Here is a 17,980-nt window from a genome sequence, read left to right as displayed (position 1 = left end):
TTTGCATAATTAGGGCAAAGGTAAGATTAATTTATTCATTTCTGAGCATGAGAAGCAAGGTTTAGAGTGAATTTAGCTACCTTTGCAGATTGATAAATCAGAGCCATTTAGATGTCAAACATTCAACAATCATTACAGCAAGAATTAGCAAAAGGTTTAAAAGCACTCTTTCAAATCGAAGTGACCGAAATCGCGTTACAAGAGACCAAAAAGGAGTTTGAAGGCGCCTACACCTTAGTTGTTTTCCCATTTACGAAGCAAGCCGGAAAAGCTCCTGCAGCCATTGCTACGGATTTAGGCGAATATATGTTAGCGAATTGTTCCATCGTAAAAGCCTACCAAGTTGTTCAAGGTTTTTTAAATTTATCCATTCACGATTCCGCTTGGTTAGGTTTATTAGCTAGCATAGCTTCTGATAAAAATCCCTTCCAAATTGAATCAAAAGGCGAAAAGGTACTCATCGAATACTCTTCTCCTAACACGAATAAACCGTTGCATTTAGGCCATTTACGAAATAATTTTTTAGGTTTTTCTGTGGCACAAATCTTAGCGGCTGGTGGCTACGAAGTGGTTAAAACGAATTTAGTAAATGATCGCGGCATACATATTTGTAAGTCGATGTTAGCATACCAGCTTTTTGGCAATCAAGAAACACCTGAAACGTCCGGATTGAAAGGCGATCACCTTGTGGGCAAATACTATGTGGCTTTTGATGTGGCCTACAAAGAAGAAATCGCGGCGTTAAAGGCCAGCGGTTTAGACGAGGAACAAGCTAAAAAACAAGCGCCTATTCTATTAAAAGCCCAAGAAATGCTTTTGAAATGGGAACAAGGCGACGAAGAGGTAATGAACCTATGGAATACAATGAACGCCTGGGTTTTCGCTGGTTTTGAGAAATCCTATCAAACGATGGGCGTTTCATTCGATAAAATCTACCGCGAATCCAATACCTACCTGTTAGGAAAGCAATTAGTGGACGAAGGATTAGCGGCGGGTGTATTTTTCCAAAAGCCTGATGGATCCGTTTGGATTAATTTAGAGGCCGAGGGTTTAGATGAAAAATTAGTCTTACGCAAAGATGGAACTTCCGTATACATCACCCAAGATATGGGAACGGCCCAATTGAAATATGAAGATTTCAAAGCGAATCAATCAGTTTACGTAGTGGGTAACGAGCAAGATTACCACTTCGAGGTGCTATTCCATATTTTAAAGAAATTAAACAAGCCTTTCTCAAAAGGCAACTTCCACCTTTCCTATGGAATGGTAGACTTACCAAGCGGCAAGATGAAGTCGCGCGAAGGAACGGTGGTTGATGCCGATGATTTGATGGCTGAAATGATTCAAACCGCGAAGGATCGTACCTTAGAATTAGGCAAAATCGATGGCTTCACAGAGGTAGAATCAAACGAATTGTTTCATAACCTGGGTTTAGGTGCCTTGAAGTATTTCTTATTAAAGGTCGAACCGAAGAAACGCATGTTATTTAACCCGGAAGAATCTATCGACTTCCAAGGCAACACAGGCCCTTTCATTCAATACACGCACGCTCGTATTTGTTCCATATTACGCAAAGGCGGTGAGATATCGCCTGTTTCTATTGATTCCGAATTAGCCGAATCGGAACAAGAATTAATCTACTTATTAGGCGAATACAAAGCGTCTATTGCGCAGGCAGCGGCGAACTTTGCTCCTTCTGTCATTGCGAATTATGCCTATGATTTAGCCAAGACTTTTAATAAGTTCTATAATGAATTGAGTATTCTATCAGAAGAAAATGAGGTGAAGCGAAACATTCGACTTACCTTAGCTGAGCTGACAGGAAAAACAATTCAGCATGCTACGTCGTTATTAGGTATAGTTTCACCTAATAGAATGTAATTTGAAACGTAAATACCTTTACCTCACCCTTTTAATAATCATCATTATGATCGCAAGTTTTATGAAAATCGGATCGTTATTAACGGCTTTGGCCCTCCCATTCACACAAAAAACCGTCCTAAACAGACCAGAAAAAATGGAAATATCCGCAGCGACTACGAACTTCCACTCCTTCAAAATGAAAGGAATCGATGGAAAAGAGATTGATTTCTCTCAATTCAAAGGAAAGAAAATTATCGTATTGAACACGGCGTCTAAATGTGGTTACACTCCACAATACGCAGACTGGGAAAAATTCCACAAAGAGAACAAAGACATCGTCATTTTAGGATTTCCTGCGAATGAATTTGGTGGACAAGAACCAGGATCAAACGCAGAGATTTCATCATTCTGCTCTTTAAATTATGGTGTTTCTTTCCAAATGATGGAAAAAGTCGTGGTAAAAGGAAGTGGAAAATGTGACTTATACCAATGGCTTTCGGACAAATCGAAGAACGGTTGGAACGAGAAAGAACCAAGCTGGAACTTCTGCAAATACGTAATTAACGAAAAAGGCGAATTGCAAAATTTCTTTGCATCAGGAATCAAACCAAATAGTCCAGAATTTTTAGCTGCGATCGGCAAGTAAGATGAATAGATGGGTAGAAGCGGCAAGACCTAGAACCTTACCGCTAGCTGTTGGAAGTATATTATTGGGCAATTTTCTAGCGTATGCTTCCGGGAAATTTGATTTCCTTATTGCCTTATTAGCAACGCTGACTACCCTTTTACTACAAATCCTTTCCAATTTTGCGAATGACCTAGGTGACTTCTCCAATGGAGTAGATAACGCAGATCGCAAAGTGGCATTAAGAGCCGTACAAACAGGAAAAATAAGTCAACAAGAGATGAGAACTGCTGTTATATGGACAGCGGTTCTTTCTTTTATATCAGGGCTTTCTCTTTTGTTTTTCGGCCTAAAGAATGCCCCCATCGAAGTATGGGGCACATTTCTGGCCTTAGGCCTAGCTGCCATCGCTGCAGCCATCGCCTATACAGTAGGTAAAAGACCCTACGGTTATATGGGATTAGGGGACATTTCGGTGTTTCTATTTTTTGGCTTAATCGGAACGGTGGGAACCTATTATTTGCAAACGTATCGTTTGGATTTTGCCATTTTACTGCCGGCCTCTGGATGTGGATTATTATCTGTGGCAGTATTAAATTTGAATAATCTACGGGATATTGATAATGATGTCAAAACGGGTAAAAATTCAATCCCCGTTCGAATAGGCAAAACGTTCGGTTTTTATTACCAAAAAGCACTCTACATAATCGCCATTGCTTGCTTCTATGCCTACCCTTTTGTGGCTGGAATAAAAATAGGCGCAAATCAACAATTACTTATTGTGGGTGTTTATCCCATTATCCAATTATTCCGAGAACTACACTCCGGAATGACTTCTGAACAAATCGATCCCTATTTGAAAAAAACGGCTTTGAGAACGCTGTTTTTGATCCTTGTTTTTGGGTGGATTCAAATTTTAACAAGCCAGTAATTTCGCTTATTTTTACAAAAAAATAAGTTTCTATGAAATTAAAAGTGGGCATTTTAGCCTTCGCCATCATGGCTGGTCATTTCTCTTTATCAGCACAAACAGCTGAGGTAAATCATTTAGAAATAGGATTAAACCAGAATAAAACGGGGAATTACGCGGATGCTCTACGCAACTTTAGCCTTGAAATAGAGAAAACGGCAGCTAATCCGAATCCTATTGCCTTTTATAACCGTGGTTTTGCCAAATATAATTTGAAGGATTTTCAAGGAGCTATTTTGGACTTCAACAAAGCCTTAGAACTAAAATCAAATTACTTCGAAGCGTTTATCGCACGTGGCCAAAGCTACAGCAAGCAAGACAATCATCCTTTAGCGATTCAAGATTACAACGAAGCGATTCGCTTAAATCCATTAGAAGGAACTGCCTATCTGAGTCGGGGTATTTCCAAAAACAAATTAGAAAACTACCGTGGCGCCATCACCGATTTCAATAAATCACTCGAATTATTACCGGATTACGCCCCTACATTAGCCGTAAGAGCCGATAGCAAATCGAAATTAGGTGATTATTCGGGAAGCATCGAAGATTACAACAAAGCCATCGAAATCACACCAAAACGCACCAATTACTTGTCTGGACGGGCTTTCGCCAAAATGAAAATAGCCGACTTCAAAGGGGCATTAGCGGATTTCACAGAAGTTTTAAAATTGAGTCCTGAAAAATCTGAGGAGTGGTATTATTCCGGCTTATGCAAAGCGCAGCTAGAAAATTACCGGGGTGAAAATGGAGAGAAAGGAGCGCTTGAGGACTTCAACAAGGCCTTAGAATTAGATCCAGAGAATATTGAGGCAATGTATGGCCGTGGATTCGTTAAAGCCAAATTAGGCGACCAACGCGCAGCAATGGAAGATTTTACGAAGGCTATTGAATTTGGGAATAATGAAAATGCGAAGATTCTTTACACCGCTAAACTAGGCAAAATTCAACTCGACGAAATCCGGAACGGATTAGTCGATCGTACGAAAATGAGCGACATGAGTGCTGGAAGAGCAGAGGTATTTTTCCACCGCGGTTTAGCCAAAGCAAAAACGGGCGATCCCAAAAGTGCAATTGATGACTACAACCGCGCCATCTCCTTCCAACCCACTTACGCTGAAGCTTATTTTCAACGAGGAATAGCTAAATCGAGTTTAGGAGATCAACGCAACGCCATTCAAGATTGCAACAACGCAATCGAATTAAACAGCAAATTTGCCGAAGCCTATTTCATCCGAGGGATCATCAAACTGGCCTTGAACGATACGACAGGCTGCTTGGATTTAAGCAAAGCGGGTGAACTGGGTTATGCAGCTGCCTATAACGTGATTCGAGATTATTGTAACTAAATAAAAAAGGCCTTCTACTTAGAAGGCCTTTTTATTTAATCAAAACGTAAGTGCTTCACAGACTCTCCGGAGTTAGCTAATTCTTCGAGGGAATCTATCCCAATTTGAAGATGCTTTTCCACAAAATTAGCCGTTACTTTTTTATCGCTAGCGTCTGTTTTTACGCCATCTGGTGTCATTGGGTTATCGGACACTAATAAAAGAGCCCCGTGTGGAATTTTATTCTTGAAACCCACGGTGAAAATGGTAGCTGTTTCCATATCGATGCCCATCGCCCGAATATCCGATAAATAAGTCTTGAATACTTCATCGTGTTCCCAAACCCGGCGATTAGTCGTATAAATTAAACCTGTCCAATAATCCAATTCATGTTTCTTAATCATCGAAGAAACCGCACGTTGCAAGCGGAACGATGGCAATGCCGGAATTTCTTTAGGCATATATTCATCTGATGTTCCTTCTCCTCTAACCGCCGCAATCGGAAGGATTAGGTCTCCTAATGCTAAATTCTTCTTCAATCCACCACATTTCCCTAAAAAAAGGACTGCTTTAGGGCTGATGGCGGATAAAATATCCATCACCGTGGCGGCCATGGGTGAACCCATTCCAAAATTGATAATCGTAATATTATGTGCCGTAGCCGTCTGCATGGGGCGATCGTGGCCCTTTATATCCACACCAAATTTCTCCGCGAACATATCCACGTAATTCTTGAAATTGGTTAATAATATATACTGACCAAAATCCTCTGAATTCGTGCCCGTATAGCGGGGTAACCAATTCTGTACAATTTCCTCTTTCGTTTTCATATTTATACACTCCGTTGTGATGAATTAATTAAGCAAAAAGATTAATTTAGAGCTTATATTGATAAAGATGATCACATCTCCAGAATTAAACTTAGTCTTTCCTGCCTATTCTCACAAAGTAAAGAAAAAGGAAGGAAAATTGTATATTTTTGAGGAGATCACTAAGAAATATCGATTGCTGACACCTGAAGAATGGGTTAGGCAGCATTGCTTACATTATTTAGTGAATGAATTGAAATACCCTGCGTCTCTTTTTCAAATTGAAGGAAGCATGAAGGTGGATCAATTGAATAGAAGAACTGATATTCGACTTTTTAAGAACAACGGCGAGGTTTTTATGCTGATTGAATGCAAAGCACCTCATGTGGAGATCAATTTAAATACCTTACAACAAATCAGTCAGTATCAGAAAATTCAACAAGCCGAGTACCTTGTTCTTACCAATGGCCTACAAAATATTATACTACATCATTCAACAAAAATTTTAAACGAATTCCCCCCTTATTTATGAAAAAATTGCTTTTCATTTTCTTAGGACTACTGTCATTGCCCTCTTTGGCTCAGAAAAAACCTGCTTTAGTCGTAGGAATAGTGGTAGACCAAATGCGCTACGAATACCTATACAAATACTATGACCGTTATTCAGACAAAGGCTTTAAAAGGCTTATGAAAGAGGGAATCAATTGCACCGATAACCATTACAACTATGCGCCCACAGTCACGGCAGCTGGGCATGCGAGCATTTATACTGGTTCTGTCCCTGCTATTCACGGTATTGTAGAAAATGATTGGATTGATGTGGCATCCGGCAAAAAAGTGTACTGTGTAGATGACTCTACGGTTCAAACAGTAGGCAGCAAAAGTAAAGCAGGAATGATGTCTCCACGCAATCTTTTCACCTCGACCATCACAGACCAATTAAAGATGGCTCAGAATTATAAATCAAAAACGATTGCCATATCCTTGAAAGATCGAGGTTCAATCATTCCAGGTGGTCACACGGCAGATGCCTCTTATTGGTATGATTCAGCTGATGGTTACTGGATTTCATCTACCTTCTATATGAAAGAATTACCCACTTGGGTGCAAAAATTTAATTTAGAAGGTAGACCACAAAAATACCTGAATCAAGGCTGGAATACCTTGTATCCGATTGCTTCTTACACACGATCAGCGGAAGATGATAGCCCCTATGAAGGCAAGATTGGGGATGAAAAAACGCCAACTTTCCCTCACGATTTAAAAGGAAAGAATATGCTTGAGGGTTTTCGTAAGACTCCATATGGCAATAGTTTGTTGAAAGAATTCGCATTAAAGACCTTAGAGGAGGAGAAATTAGGTAAGAATGGGACAACCGATTTCTTGGCTCTTAGCTTTTCGTCGACGGATTATGTGGGCCATGCTTTTGGACCTCAATCCATTGAAGTAGAGGATACCTATTTGCGCTTAGATAAAGACATTTCAGAAATTTTAGATTATTTAGATGCCAAAATAGGTAAAAATCAATACCTGGTTTTCTTAACTGCTGATCATGCAGTCGCAGACAATCAGCACTACCTAAAGAGTAAACGAATGCCTGGTGGGACTTTTGAGACAGAAAAAGCGGTATCGGAAGCCAAAGAGGCATTAAGAAAAGAATTTGGCGATGTCAACCTGATCGTAGGGGTAGAAAATAACCAAATCTACTTGAATCATGCTAACATAGATAGATTGCGTATTTCGAAGGAGGTAGTAGGAAAAATTTTGGAGAAAATATTCAAAAGACAACCTGGAGTTGCTGAGTTCATCTCCATGCGAGAAATTGGTTTAAGCCCTATTCCTGCCATTTACCGTGAAATCTTAACAAATGGGTACAACCAAGCCAGAAGTGGTGATTTTATGTATTTATTAAGGCCGCAGTGGGTTTCAGGTTATAAAACGGGTGCTTCTCATAGCACGGTATATGCCTATGATACACACGTTCCTCTTTTATTCTTTGGATGGAATATAAAACCGAGAGAAATAAGCGTAAGAACAAACATTAGCGATATTTCCAGCACCTTAGCGAATTGGTTAAAAATCAGTGAACCTACGGGAAGTATTGGAAAAGTAATACAGTAATTATATGAAAATAGCCGTTGTAGGAACTGGATACGTAGGTTTAGTCACTGGAACTTGTTTCGCAGAAACAGGAAACCAAGTAACTTGCGTAGACATCAATCAAGAAAAAGTACAGCAAATGCAGGCTGGGAAAATTCCCATTTACGAGCCTGGATTAGATGATTTATTCCAAAGAAATACCCAAGAAGGACGCCTTCATTTCACCACTTCTTTAAAAGAAGGAATTGAAGGAGCAAAAGTCATATTCTTAGCCCTCCCTACCCCTCCAGGTGCCGATGGTTCTGCAGACTTAAAATACATTCTGCAGGTAGCCAATGACTTAGGCCCCATATTATCTGATTATACCGTTATCATCGATAAGAGTACCGTTCCGGTGGGAACATCAGATAAGGTAAGAGCAGCTATAGCGAAAAATGCTACAGTCGAATTCGATGTGGTTTCCAATCCTGAATTTCTACGCGAGGGCGTGGCAGTGGAGGATTTTATGAAACCTGATCGAGTGGTGATAGGTACTCAATCAGATCGTGCAAAAGACTTAATGTCTCGCTTATATGCGCCTTTAGTTCGCCAGGGAAATCCAATTATCTTTATGGATGAACGTTCGGCTGAATTAACAAAATACGCAGCCAATGCCTTTTTAGCGACCAAAATCACCTTCATGAACGAGATTGCGAACTTATGCGAACTGGTAGGTGCGAATGTGGACGAGGTGCGCAAGGGAATCGGAACCGATTCTCGCATCGGGAAACGCTTCTTATTTGCAGGTATTGGATATGGTGGAAGTTGCTTTCCTAAGGATGTGCAAGCGCTGGCTAAAACTTCGGCGGAGAACGATTATGAGTTTAAGATTTTGGACTCCGTAATGAAAGTGAATGAAAATCAAAAAACTAAACTCATTCCACATCTAGCAAAACACTTCAAAGGTGATTTAGCAGGAAAGAAAATTGCCATTTGGGGTTTAGCTTTCAAACCCTATACGGATGATATCCGTGAAGCACCCGCTTTGTACAACATCGATGCCTTATTAGAATTAGGAGCATCCGTGAGTGCCTATGACCCTGAAGCAATGGGCCACGTGAAGCAATTAATGGGCGATAAAATCACATTTACTAAAAACCCATACGAAGCTTTAGAGGGCGCAGATGCTCTTTTAATCGTCACAGAATGGCCACAATTCAGAACGCCAGACTTCGAGCGAATGGATAGTTTATTGAAGAATAAAGTCATTTTTGACGGCAGAAATTTATACGAATTAAACCAAATGCAGGAACTAGGCTATACCTATTATTCCATCGGCCGCCAAACCATACACTAATATGAAACGAATTTTAATCACCGGCGGAGCTGGATTTCTAGGATCTCATTTATGCGATCGCTTTATCAAAGAGGGTTACCACGTAATCGCCATGGATAATTTGATCACGGGCGATCTAAAAAACATTGAACATTTGTTCAAATTAGAACACTTTGAGTTCTACCACCACGATGTTTCCAAATTCATCCACGTTCCAGGTGATTTGGATTATATCCTACACTTTGCCTCGCCTGCCTCTCCTATCGACTATTTGAAGATTCCGATCCAAACCTTGAAAGTGGGATCACTGGGAATCCATAATTGCTTAGGTTTAGCTAGGGTTAAAAAAGCACGCGTTTTGATCGCCTCTACATCAGAAGTTTACGGAGACCCGAATGTTCATCCGCAACCAGAGGAGTATTGGGGAAATGTAAACCCGGTGGGACCGCGTGGCGTTTATGATGAAGCTAAACGTTTTCAAGAAGCGATGACGATGGCCTACCATACGTATCATGGTTTAGAAACACGCATCATTCGTATTTTCAATACCTACGGGCCTCGCATGCGACTGAATGATGGTCGTGTATTACCGGCATTCATAGGACAAGCCTTGCGTGGTGAGGATTTAACGATGTTTGGAGATGGTTCTCAGACACGTTCTTTCTGCTATGTAGATGATTTAGTCGAAGGTATTTATCGCCTTTTATTGAGCGATTATGCACAACCTGTGAATATTGGAAATCCGGATGAGATCACCATCAAAGAATTTGGCGAGGAAATCATTAAATTAACGGGCACCTCACAGAAGTTGATTTCTCTTCCATTACCTACAGATGACCCTAAACAACGCAAACCAGACATTACCAAGGCGCGCAGCATTCTAGGCTGGGAACCCAAGGTGAGTCGTGCAGAGGGATTGAAGATCACTTACGATTACTTCAAGTCATTGAGTAAGGACGATTTGTTTAGAATGGCGCATCACAAAGAGTTTTAAAAAAGCGAGGGCTAAAATTGTGCTTTGCAATAATTTTGTGCCCTCGCATTTTTTAAAACTTCTGGGTACTATACAAACAAAAAAGGCGCAGATTGCGCCTTTTTTGTTAACCAACTTTATTCTTTGTGGCTATATGCTTTATTCTTTCGATGACTCTTTGACTTGCGACTAAAAAACAAAAGGGAGCATTTGCTCCCTTTTGTTTTGACTTAAAACTGAATTGGCGAGGCCAATCAGTTTGTATTGGCAAAGCCAATTAGTTTTAATTGAAGATATAACGTACACCAAACTGTGCTTGCCATCTTGATCCTAAACCAAAGCTACGTTGGAATGAATCTGTCAATGGTACAGATGATGTTGGGTTACCTTGGTAACGGTGAGGGAATTCAAACGTTGGCTTACCTGTAGCAGCATCATTACCTAAGAAAGATACTAAACCAGCACGTAAAGCTGTTTGATTTAAGCCCCATTGTGACGAAGCGTAGTTACCTAAGTTAAATACATCCAAAGTGAATTGTAACGTATTTTTCTTACCACCTACATTGATGTAGAAATCTTGGATTACTTTGAAATCAAAGTTAGCAGCCCAAGGTAATTCAGCACCGTTACGCTCAGCATACTGTCCACGACGAGAGTTCAAATAAGCATCTTGAGAGATGTACTTATCTAAATCAGCCCATTGTTGTGCTGCAGTGTAAGTGAATTTCTGAGAAACGTTATAAGAAATAACTTTGTCTTTTAAGATAATTTCACCTTCTCCACGTGGGATATACATCAAGTCATTCGCTGTTTGACCATCACCATTCATATCACCTGAATACGTGTAAGAGAAACGACCTGCTGGAGCAACTGAATACGTAAATCCAAAAGTAGTTGAAGCTTTTTCGTTCAAGTAATTCAATTTATATGAGCCATACGCGTTGAAACGGTGTGATTGCATATAAGAAGAATAAGAAGCTACGTCTTCATTAGGATCTCCAGACACAACGCGATCTCTCCATTGTGATTGAGCGATAGAACCACCGTCATTCACTGAACGAGAATCAGAGTTTGTGTAAGATAAGGAAGCAAATAGGCCATTATCAAATGCCTTAGAAACCGTTGCAGTTAATGCATAAGAATAACCTAATTGTGTATTCTTGATCAAAATCGCATCAGAAATATTCGGATTCAAACCAGTATTTCCAGTGGTAGGAGCATTTAATCCTTTTGTACCACCATAGATTTGGTTGTTCTTCGTATTCGTAGGGATACCATTAGCAGCAGTGTAATAAATGACACGGTTGTCAGCACCTACTGCTTTCACTTTCGAATCTGGTAAGTTTACGTTTTCCAAATAGACAGCGTTGATATCCTTTGTATAGATACCTTCTAATGATACTAACCAACCATTACCTAAGCTCTTATCTACCGCTAAATTAGCACGGAATACTTGAGAGAACTTGAAGTTAGGATCTGTTACCGCTAAGTTATAAGACGTAGGGATAATAGAAGTAGCTACCGCTGGACGGTAAGCATCTACATTCGCGTTGAATGGACGGTTTGTAGGATTTGATAAACGCTCAGATCCAAACAACACACCATTGTTAGACAATTGGTTAGATAACCAAACGTAAGGAACACGTCCAGAGAAGATACCTAAACCACCACGTACTTGCGTAGTCTTGTCATCTTTCACATCCCAGTTAAATCCAAAACGTGGAGACCATAAAGTCGTAAAGTCTGGCAATTGGTTTGTTCTTAATACCGTGTTATTACGGAAAGTCAAGCTAGGAACGTAAGCATTGTTATACTTAGGATCATTATCTACAGGGAATGAAGTTCCATCTGCACGTAGACCGAAAGTTAATTTCAATCCTTTAGCTGCTGTGATTTCATCTTGAACATACAATGAAGTTGTGTTACCCTTCATTTCCGCAAATGGGAATGTAGCGTAGTTAGACCAAGATTGTTGGTATTGAACTGCATTAGAAACACCTGTGTTTACAGAGGCGATAAAGTCATCTACTGACTTGAATTGGTAGCCACCATAGTAGTTAGGAGCAAAACCATTTCTAAATGCATTCATCTCAAACGCAGCACCTAACGTAAATACGTGATTGCCTGCATAGTAAGTCAAGTTATCAGATAATTGGAAGATATCTGAATCCAAGATGTTGTTAGCTGAGAATGGCTCGAAACCAAAAGCAGTTAATGAGTTTAAGTTATTGTTACCGATATCAACTGTAGGGAACGGAGTGTTATTTACAGGTGATTCGCGGAAGTCACGCATTTGTGTGTAACCAACAGTCAAGTTATTCGCTAATTTGCTTGAGAACGTTGAGTTCAATTCAGCAATATACGAATCTAAGTTGTTGTTGATACGGTATAATGAACCTTGGAAAGGTAATACCGTAGCCGATGGGTTACGACCACCTGACAAAGATCCTGATGAAGATGGGCTAACATCAGCATAAGAACGTAGGTAGTTGTATTTCAAGTTAAACTTGTGCTTGTCAGAAATATTCCAATCTAAACGAATGTTCGCTTTTTGTGAATAATTTTCTTTATCCCAGTTCTCGTAAGCACCTGGATCGTAGTTAAACTTCGATTTTAACAAGCTTTTGATAGCTTCTAATTGCTCAACTGTAGCAACCGATTGGTTACCAGCTGCAGAACCCGCACGTCTAGCAACAAAGTTAGATCCTGGTTGAGTTTGTAATTCTTGCTCGAATGATCCGAAGATAAACAATTTGTTTTTAACGATAGCACCACCGATACGACCACCGAATTGACCTCTTTGGAAGTTACCATATTGGTTCACGACATCACCGATTTTATTACCAACTTGGTTTTGGTCTGTACCAAAATAGTAGGCAGAACCAGTCCAATCATTTGTACCTGACTTCGTTACTACGTTGATGTTAGCACCTGTAGCCATACCTTGACGAACGTCATAAGGAGCAATTAATACTTGGAATTGATCGATCGCATCCACTGAGATTGGAGAAGCACCAGCTTGACCACCAATCGTAGGAGATAAAGCGAAAGCATTGTTAAAGAACGCTCCGTCTACCGTTACGTTATTGTATAATGCATTACGACCAGCGAAGTTCAATCCGTTTGCACGTGGATCTAAACGAGCGAAATCACCTAACGAACGGTTTAACGTAGGTAAAGTAGTGATAGAGCTGTTAGAAACCGTAGTAGCAGCACCCGTACGACCTGAGTTAATCACAGATGAACGAGACGCAACCACCTTCACTTCTTCTAATTGAGCTTGGTTTAATTCTAATTTGAAGTTTTGACGAAGTTCTGAAGCTAACGTCAAAGAAATTCCTGATTGAACAGACTCTTTGTAACCCACGAAAGATACAGTCACTTTGTAAGGACCACCTACACGCATGTTAACGATGTTGTAACGACCATCTCCACGAGTGGATGCACCGTAACGAGAACCCGTAGGTTCGTGAACTGCGATTACCGTAGCACCTGGTAATCCTTCTCCTTTTTCATCCACAACAGTACCCGACAAAGCGGATGTTGTAGACCCCTGAGCAAAGGCTTGCCCAACAGGTAGTGCCATCATAAGCGCAAAAAACGCTCCTAATAACACTGATTTAGTAATAAACCTTCTCTGCATAAATTTGGAATTTAGTTATATAATAATTTGAGAAATGATAACACAAAATAAACTAGAAAAATCAAATACTCCAAAATATCTCAAAAAAGTATTTTAGCATAAAAAGGGGTAATTAGCTGATATTTAGGACTAATCTTTAAAAAACCTGCAATATCCTAACAGACGCAGCCTCTTATAGTCCTATAATCAGCATTTATTTAACAGAATCTTAATTTTTAATTATTTAAAGAATAATTTTGTAGCCTAATTATTTCAGATGTCAGAACAAATCAAATTAACTTCCTTTAGCCACGGTGCAGGCTGTGGATGTAAAATATCCCCACAGATTTTGGACCAAATCCTTAAATCAGACAAACCAAAGGCCTCTCATCCCCTATTATTAGTCGGAAATGAGAGCCGAGATGATGCGGCTGTCTTTGATTGGCAGAATGGCGAAGCAGTTATTTCAACGACCGATTTCTTTATGCCCATCGTCGACGATCCGTTTGATTTTGGGAAAATTGCGGCGACAAATGCTATTTCTGATATCTATGCGATGGGTGGAAGTCCGTTGATGGCTATCGCAATCTTAGGATGGCCCATCGATAAATTAGCACCTGAAATTGCAGCGCAAGTATTAGAAGGTGGACGCGCGGCTTGTGCAGAAGCTGGAATTCCATTAGCAGGAGGCCACTCGATTGATTCTCCTGAGCCTATTTTTGGACTAGCAGTTACTGGAAAGGTGCGGAAAGAAAACTTAAAACAGAATGATACAGCCACGAAAGGCTGTATGTTATACCTAACAAAGCCATTGGGCGTGGGTATTTTATCTACGGGTCAAAAACGCGGCATTGTTAGTCCTGGCGATTTAGCGCGTGCGGTGAAGCAGATGAGTACATTAAATTCATTTGGGGAGAAGTTAGGACCTTTGAATTATGTGAAATCCCTAACGGATGTGACTGGTTTTGGCTTGTTCGGACATTTAGTAGAAATGGCAGATGGATCAGGCTTGAGCGCTAAAATTGCGTTCGAAAACTTACCATTGCTACCTAATATAGATCATTATTTAGACCAAAAGTGCTTCCCAGGTGGAACAGCACGTAACTTGGCGAGCTATGGCGAACGTATCAGTGAGGAGATTTCTGAGCGACAACGCTATATTGGGGCTGACCCACAGACTTCCGGTGGATTACTAATCGCTGTAGAAGCGGAACATACGGCTGCATTCGAAGCATTCGCACTGGAGAATGGATTTGAATTAAGTCCGATTGGGGAATTAACGGAACGCAAAGAAAAAGCCATTTACTTAGCCTAATGAAATTATTCTATCGCGCACTTGGAGAATCGGGCACGCCGGTTATTATTCTACACGGCATTTTTGGGACCTCTGATAATTGGTTGGGTTTTGGAAAAGCGATCTCTGAAAATCACCGCGTATTTTTAGTAGACCAAAGAAACCACGGACAATCGCCCTGGGGAGACGAATTCAATTACGAGGTGATGGCGGCTGATCTATTGGATTTCATACAAGAACATCAATTAGAAAATCCTATTTTAATAGGCCACAGTATGGGAGGCAAGGTGGTCATGCAGTTTGATTTATTACATCCGGGTATCGCTTCTCGAATCATGATTGTCGATATCGCGCCAAAATTCTATCCGGTACACCATACGCACATTTTGGAAGGATTAAACAGCCTAGATTTAACAACACTAGAAAGTCGTCAAGCGGCCAATGAGCATTTGAAACGCTTTGAAGAAAAAGAAGGCGTGCGTCAATTCCTGCTAAAAAACCTTTACCGGAACGCGGAGCAGCAATTTGCGTGGCGAATTAATCTGAAAGTAATCACCAAAAACATTGATGTGGTGGGCCATGAATTATTCGTTCCTGCTACCTCGAATACCGAAACGTTATTCATTAAAGGAGCTGATTCCCATTACATTCAACCGGAAGACGAACGATACATTGCGGAAATTTTCCCTAATTTTGAAGTAGTGGAGATTCCTGGGGCGGGCCATTGGGTGCAAGCGGATCAACCGGAGCTATTTCTACAGGCGCTTCAATCATATTTATGAAAATTTTTCTCATTCCCTGCCCGATTGCTGAAAATACTTCCTCCGAAGTCCTAAGCCCTCAAATCTTAGCGGCTCTTCAGCAGACGACGCATTTTTTAGTCGAAAATGTACGCACGGCGAGGCGATTCATTAGTGAATTGAAACTGGGGATTCAGATAGATAGTTTGGTTTTTGAGGTATTAGACAAAGATACCCAACCCAAAACAGTCACTGATTTCTACAAAAAACATAGTTCAGTCGAATACATCGGTGTTATTTCAGAAGCAGGTTGCCCTGGGGTGGCGGATCCGGGTGCCTTAGCCGTTTCGATTGCACAGCAACAAAACATTGAAGTAATTCCTTTAGTAGGTCCTTCTTCCATCCTTTTAGGTTTAATGGGATCTGGTTTTTCTGGCCAAAGCTTTGCCTTCATTGGCTATCTTCCTATCGACAAAGCCGCGCGCATTCGCAAAATAGAGCAATTAGATAGAGATGTGGACAAATGGGGTCAGACTCAAATCTTTATTGAAACTCCCTACCGAAACAATTCCCTTCTTCAAGATCTGATCGCACAATGTGCGCCTGATTCCTTCATTTGCATTGCGTGTGACATCACCGCACCCACCGGCTTTGTTCAAACAAAAAAGGCAAGCGATTGGGCCAAAGCACAGCCTGATTTACATAAAAAACCTTGTATCTTTCTTTTAGGTAAATAAATATGATCTTTCACCAAGCCTTCACGTTAAATCCGTTTCAAGAAAACACCTATATCATTTGGGATTCCCAAGGAATAGGCATTATCGTAGATCCAGGCTGTTATACCTACGAAGAGCGTCAAACATTAAAAGCCTTCATCGAGGAGAAAAACATCACCTTAACCCACATCTTAAATACCCATGCACATATCGATCACGTGCTAGGTGTAGAATATTTTCGACAAGAATTCAAGATTCCTTTTTACCTACACCCAAAAGATGAGCCACTTTTAAGAGATGCGGCGAATCGGGCACAAGTGTATGGTTTCCCGCACTACCAACCCTCTGAAGTCGATGTTTGGTACGAGGAAAACCAAGTATTAAACATTGGTGAAATGGAAATCAAAATCTTGTTTGTACCTGGGCACGCTCCAGGCCATGTGGCTTTGTATTTTGAAAAAGAGGGTCTTTTGTTTGATGGGGATGTGTTGTTTAGACGCAGTGTAGGCAGAACGGACTTCCCTTTGTGTAATCACGCTCATTTAGTACATAGTATTCAAACGCAATTATATACTTTACCTGATTCGACGATTGTGTATCCTGGACATGGAGGAAGCACTACCATCGGAGAGGAGAAAGTATCCAATCCATACGTAAAAGCATGAAAAAAGAAATCCCTAACTTATTAACTCTAGGTAATTTATTAGCGGGTTGCATTGGACTTTGGTTCGTGATGCAAGGCGATTTAGTGAGCGCCTCCTATTGTATGTTCATTTCCCTTGTCTGCGACTTCTTCGATGGATTTTTAGCGCGCGCCTTACAAGCTTATTCTGATCTAGGTAAAGAGTTGGATTCTTTGGCGGACATGGTCTCTTTTGGGGTTTTACCTGCCTTTATTCTATTTTCTTTAGTAGAGAAAAGCTGCGGAACGCAATGCACGGTAGGTCTATTTGGATTCTACAAACCATTCCTGGTGTTTGCTTTGGTTTTGATGTCTGCCTATCGTTTGGCTAAATTCAATATTGATACGCGCCAAAGTGATCAGTTTATCGGTGTTCCTACCCCGGCAAATGGTTTATTAATTGCTTCCTTACCACTAATTATTCATTTTCAGCCGGAATACAGCGCCTATATTCTACACTTCAAAGGCCTGTTAATTTATGCGGTGGTGATGAGTTATCTTTTGGTCTGTGAATTGCCTTTACTCGCTTTTAAATTCAAGACCTGGGATTGGAAAAGCAATCAAGTAAAATTCATTTTCCTTATTTTTTGCATTGCTGCCCTTGTTATGCTTAAATTTGCAGCAATTCCGGTTTTAGTGATCGCATACATCCTTCTTTCCGGCCTTATTTTCCTTTTAAATCCAAACAAATAATGAAATTCTTAGCTGAAATCAACGTAATGCCTCAAAAAGAAATCCTTGATCCTCAGGGAAAAGCGGTACTTATTGGCTTACAAAACTTAGGTATTAACCAAGTGGCAGGCGTTCGTATCGGCAAGCACATCACATTAACGGTGGATGCAGCTTCTGAAGCTGAAGCAAATGAGGTGGTAACTAACGCTTGCAAGAAATTGCTAGCGAACTTGATTATGGAAGAATTTGAGTTTACGTTAACAGCTCAATAAGA

Annotated in this window: 16 protein-coding genes; 14 read left to right on the top strand and 2 right to left on the bottom strand. The window is 40.5% G+C overall.

Translation table 11 applies throughout. The annotated features are described in order from the left end of the window. Positions 1–111 precede the first annotated feature (111 nt). Genes argS through G9X62_RS09195 form a run of 4 tightly spaced genes read left to right on the top strand, consistent with a single transcriptional unit; the run spans position 112 to position 4,804 of the window. On the top strand, positions 112–1,881 hold the full coding sequence (gene argS, locus G9X62_RS09210; RefSeq protein ID WP_223130431.1) for an arginine--tRNA ligase: 1,770 nt from the start codon (positions 112–114) through the stop codon (positions 1,879–1,881). A gap of 46 nt (positions 1,882–1,927) precedes the next feature. Beyond that, the gene (locus G9X62_RS09205; protein WP_261345511.1) at positions 1,928–2,509 is read left to right on the top strand and encodes a glutathione peroxidase; all 582 of its coding nucleotides are present in this window, start codon (positions 1,928–1,930) and stop codon (positions 2,507–2,509) included. Position 2,510: 1 nt separating this feature from the next. Then, positions 2,511–3,419: a 1,4-dihydroxy-2-naphthoate octaprenyltransferase gene (gene menA, locus G9X62_RS09200; RefSeq protein ID WP_223130430.1), complete on the top strand. Its 909-nt coding sequence runs from the start codon at positions 2,511–2,513 to the stop codon at positions 3,417–3,419. Positions 3,420–3,451: 32 nt separating this feature from the next. Next, the gene (locus tag G9X62_RS09195) at positions 3,452–4,804 is read left to right on the top strand and encodes a tetratricopeptide repeat protein (protein WP_223130429.1); all 1,353 of its coding nucleotides are present in this window, start codon (positions 3,452–3,454) and stop codon (positions 4,802–4,804) included. Between the two features lie 35 nt (positions 4,805–4,839). On the opposite strand, the gene G9X62_RS09190 is transcribed toward G9X62_RS09195, so the two are convergent. After that, entirely contained in the window at positions 4,840–5,613 is a 774-nt protein-coding gene (locus G9X62_RS09190) for an AMP nucleosidase (protein WP_223130428.1), read from the bottom strand. Positions 5,614–5,680: 67 nt separating this feature from the next. Between G9X62_RS09190 and G9X62_RS09185 the strand changes: the two genes are divergently transcribed. From G9X62_RS09185 to G9X62_RS09170, 4 genes are read left to right on the top strand one after another with little or no spacing between them, the layout of a single operon-like run. Next, on the top strand, positions 5,681–6,124 hold the full coding sequence (locus G9X62_RS09185) for a type I restriction enzyme HsdR N-terminal domain-containing protein (protein ID WP_223130427.1): 444 nt from the start codon (positions 5,681–5,683) through the stop codon (positions 6,122–6,124). After that, complete coding sequence (pafA, locus tag G9X62_RS09180) at positions 6,121–7,713, top strand: alkaline phosphatase PafA (RefSeq protein ID WP_223130426.1); 1,593 nt, start codon at positions 6,121–6,123, stop codon at positions 7,711–7,713. Before G9X62_RS09185 ends, pafA begins: the two co-directional genes overlap by 4 nt. A gap of 4 nt (positions 7,714–7,717) precedes the next feature. Then, a complete protein-coding gene (locus tag G9X62_RS09175; protein ID WP_223130425.1) occupies positions 7,718–9,028 on the top strand; it encodes a UDP-glucose dehydrogenase family protein in 1,311 nt (436 codons plus the stop codon). Between the two features lies 1 nt (position 9,029). Further along, positions 9,030–10,001, top strand: coding sequence for a UDP-glucuronic acid decarboxylase family protein (locus G9X62_RS09170; protein WP_223130424.1), 972 nt, complete (start codon positions 9,030–9,032; stop codon positions 9,999–10,001). Positions 10,002–10,263: 262 nt separating this feature from the next. Here the strand turns inward: G9X62_RS09170 and G9X62_RS09165 are convergent, their stop codons facing one another. Further along, entirely contained in the window at positions 10,264–13,623 is a 3,360-nt protein-coding gene (locus tag G9X62_RS09165; RefSeq protein ID WP_223130423.1) for a TonB-dependent receptor, read from the bottom strand. A 256-nt stretch (positions 13,624–13,879) separates the two neighbouring features. Here G9X62_RS09165 and selD point away from each other — a divergent pair, with 256 nt between their 5' ends. The 6 genes from selD to purS are packed head-to-tail and all read left to right on the top strand — an operon-like array spanning position 13,880 to position 17,978. Beyond that, complete coding sequence (selD, locus tag G9X62_RS09160) at positions 13,880–14,917, top strand: selenide, water dikinase SelD (RefSeq protein ID WP_223130422.1); 1,038 nt, start codon at positions 13,880–13,882, stop codon at positions 14,915–14,917. Then, positions 14,917–15,678, top strand: a complete 762-nt coding sequence (locus G9X62_RS09155; protein WP_223130421.1) for an alpha/beta fold hydrolase — start codon at positions 14,917–14,919, stop codon at positions 15,676–15,678. Before selD ends, G9X62_RS09155 begins: the two co-directional genes overlap by 1 nt. Continuing rightward, positions 15,675–16,373, top strand: coding sequence for an SAM-dependent methyltransferase (locus tag G9X62_RS09150; protein ID WP_223130420.1), 699 nt, complete (start codon positions 15,675–15,677; stop codon positions 16,371–16,373). Before G9X62_RS09155 ends, G9X62_RS09150 begins: the two co-directional genes overlap by 4 nt. Before the next feature lie 2 nt (positions 16,374–16,375). Next, positions 16,376–17,017, top strand: coding sequence for an MBL fold metallo-hydrolase (locus G9X62_RS09145; RefSeq protein WP_223130419.1), 642 nt, complete (start codon positions 16,376–16,378; stop codon positions 17,015–17,017). Then, the gene (gene pssA, locus G9X62_RS09140) at positions 17,014–17,727 is read left to right on the top strand and encodes a CDP-diacylglycerol--serine O-phosphatidyltransferase (protein WP_223130418.1); all 714 of its coding nucleotides are present in this window, start codon (positions 17,014–17,016) and stop codon (positions 17,725–17,727) included. Before G9X62_RS09145 ends, pssA begins: the two co-directional genes overlap by 4 nt. Further along, entirely contained in the window at positions 17,727–17,978 is a 252-nt protein-coding gene (gene purS / locus G9X62_RS09135) for a phosphoribosylformylglycinamidine synthase subunit PurS (protein WP_130896307.1), read from the top strand. The genes pssA and purS overlap by 1 nt, the downstream gene beginning before the upstream one ends. Positions 17,979–17,980 lie beyond the last annotated feature (2 nt).

It is taken from the genome of Aquirufa lenticrescens (assembly GCF_019916085.1).
In the GTDB taxonomy this organism is placed as follows: Bacteria; Bacteroidota; Bacteroidia; order Cytophagales; family Spirosomataceae; genus Aquirufa; species Aquirufa lenticrescens.
The sequence above is the reverse complement of the archived record's forward strand: the minus strand, read 5'-3'. Positions and strand labels throughout refer to the sequence as shown.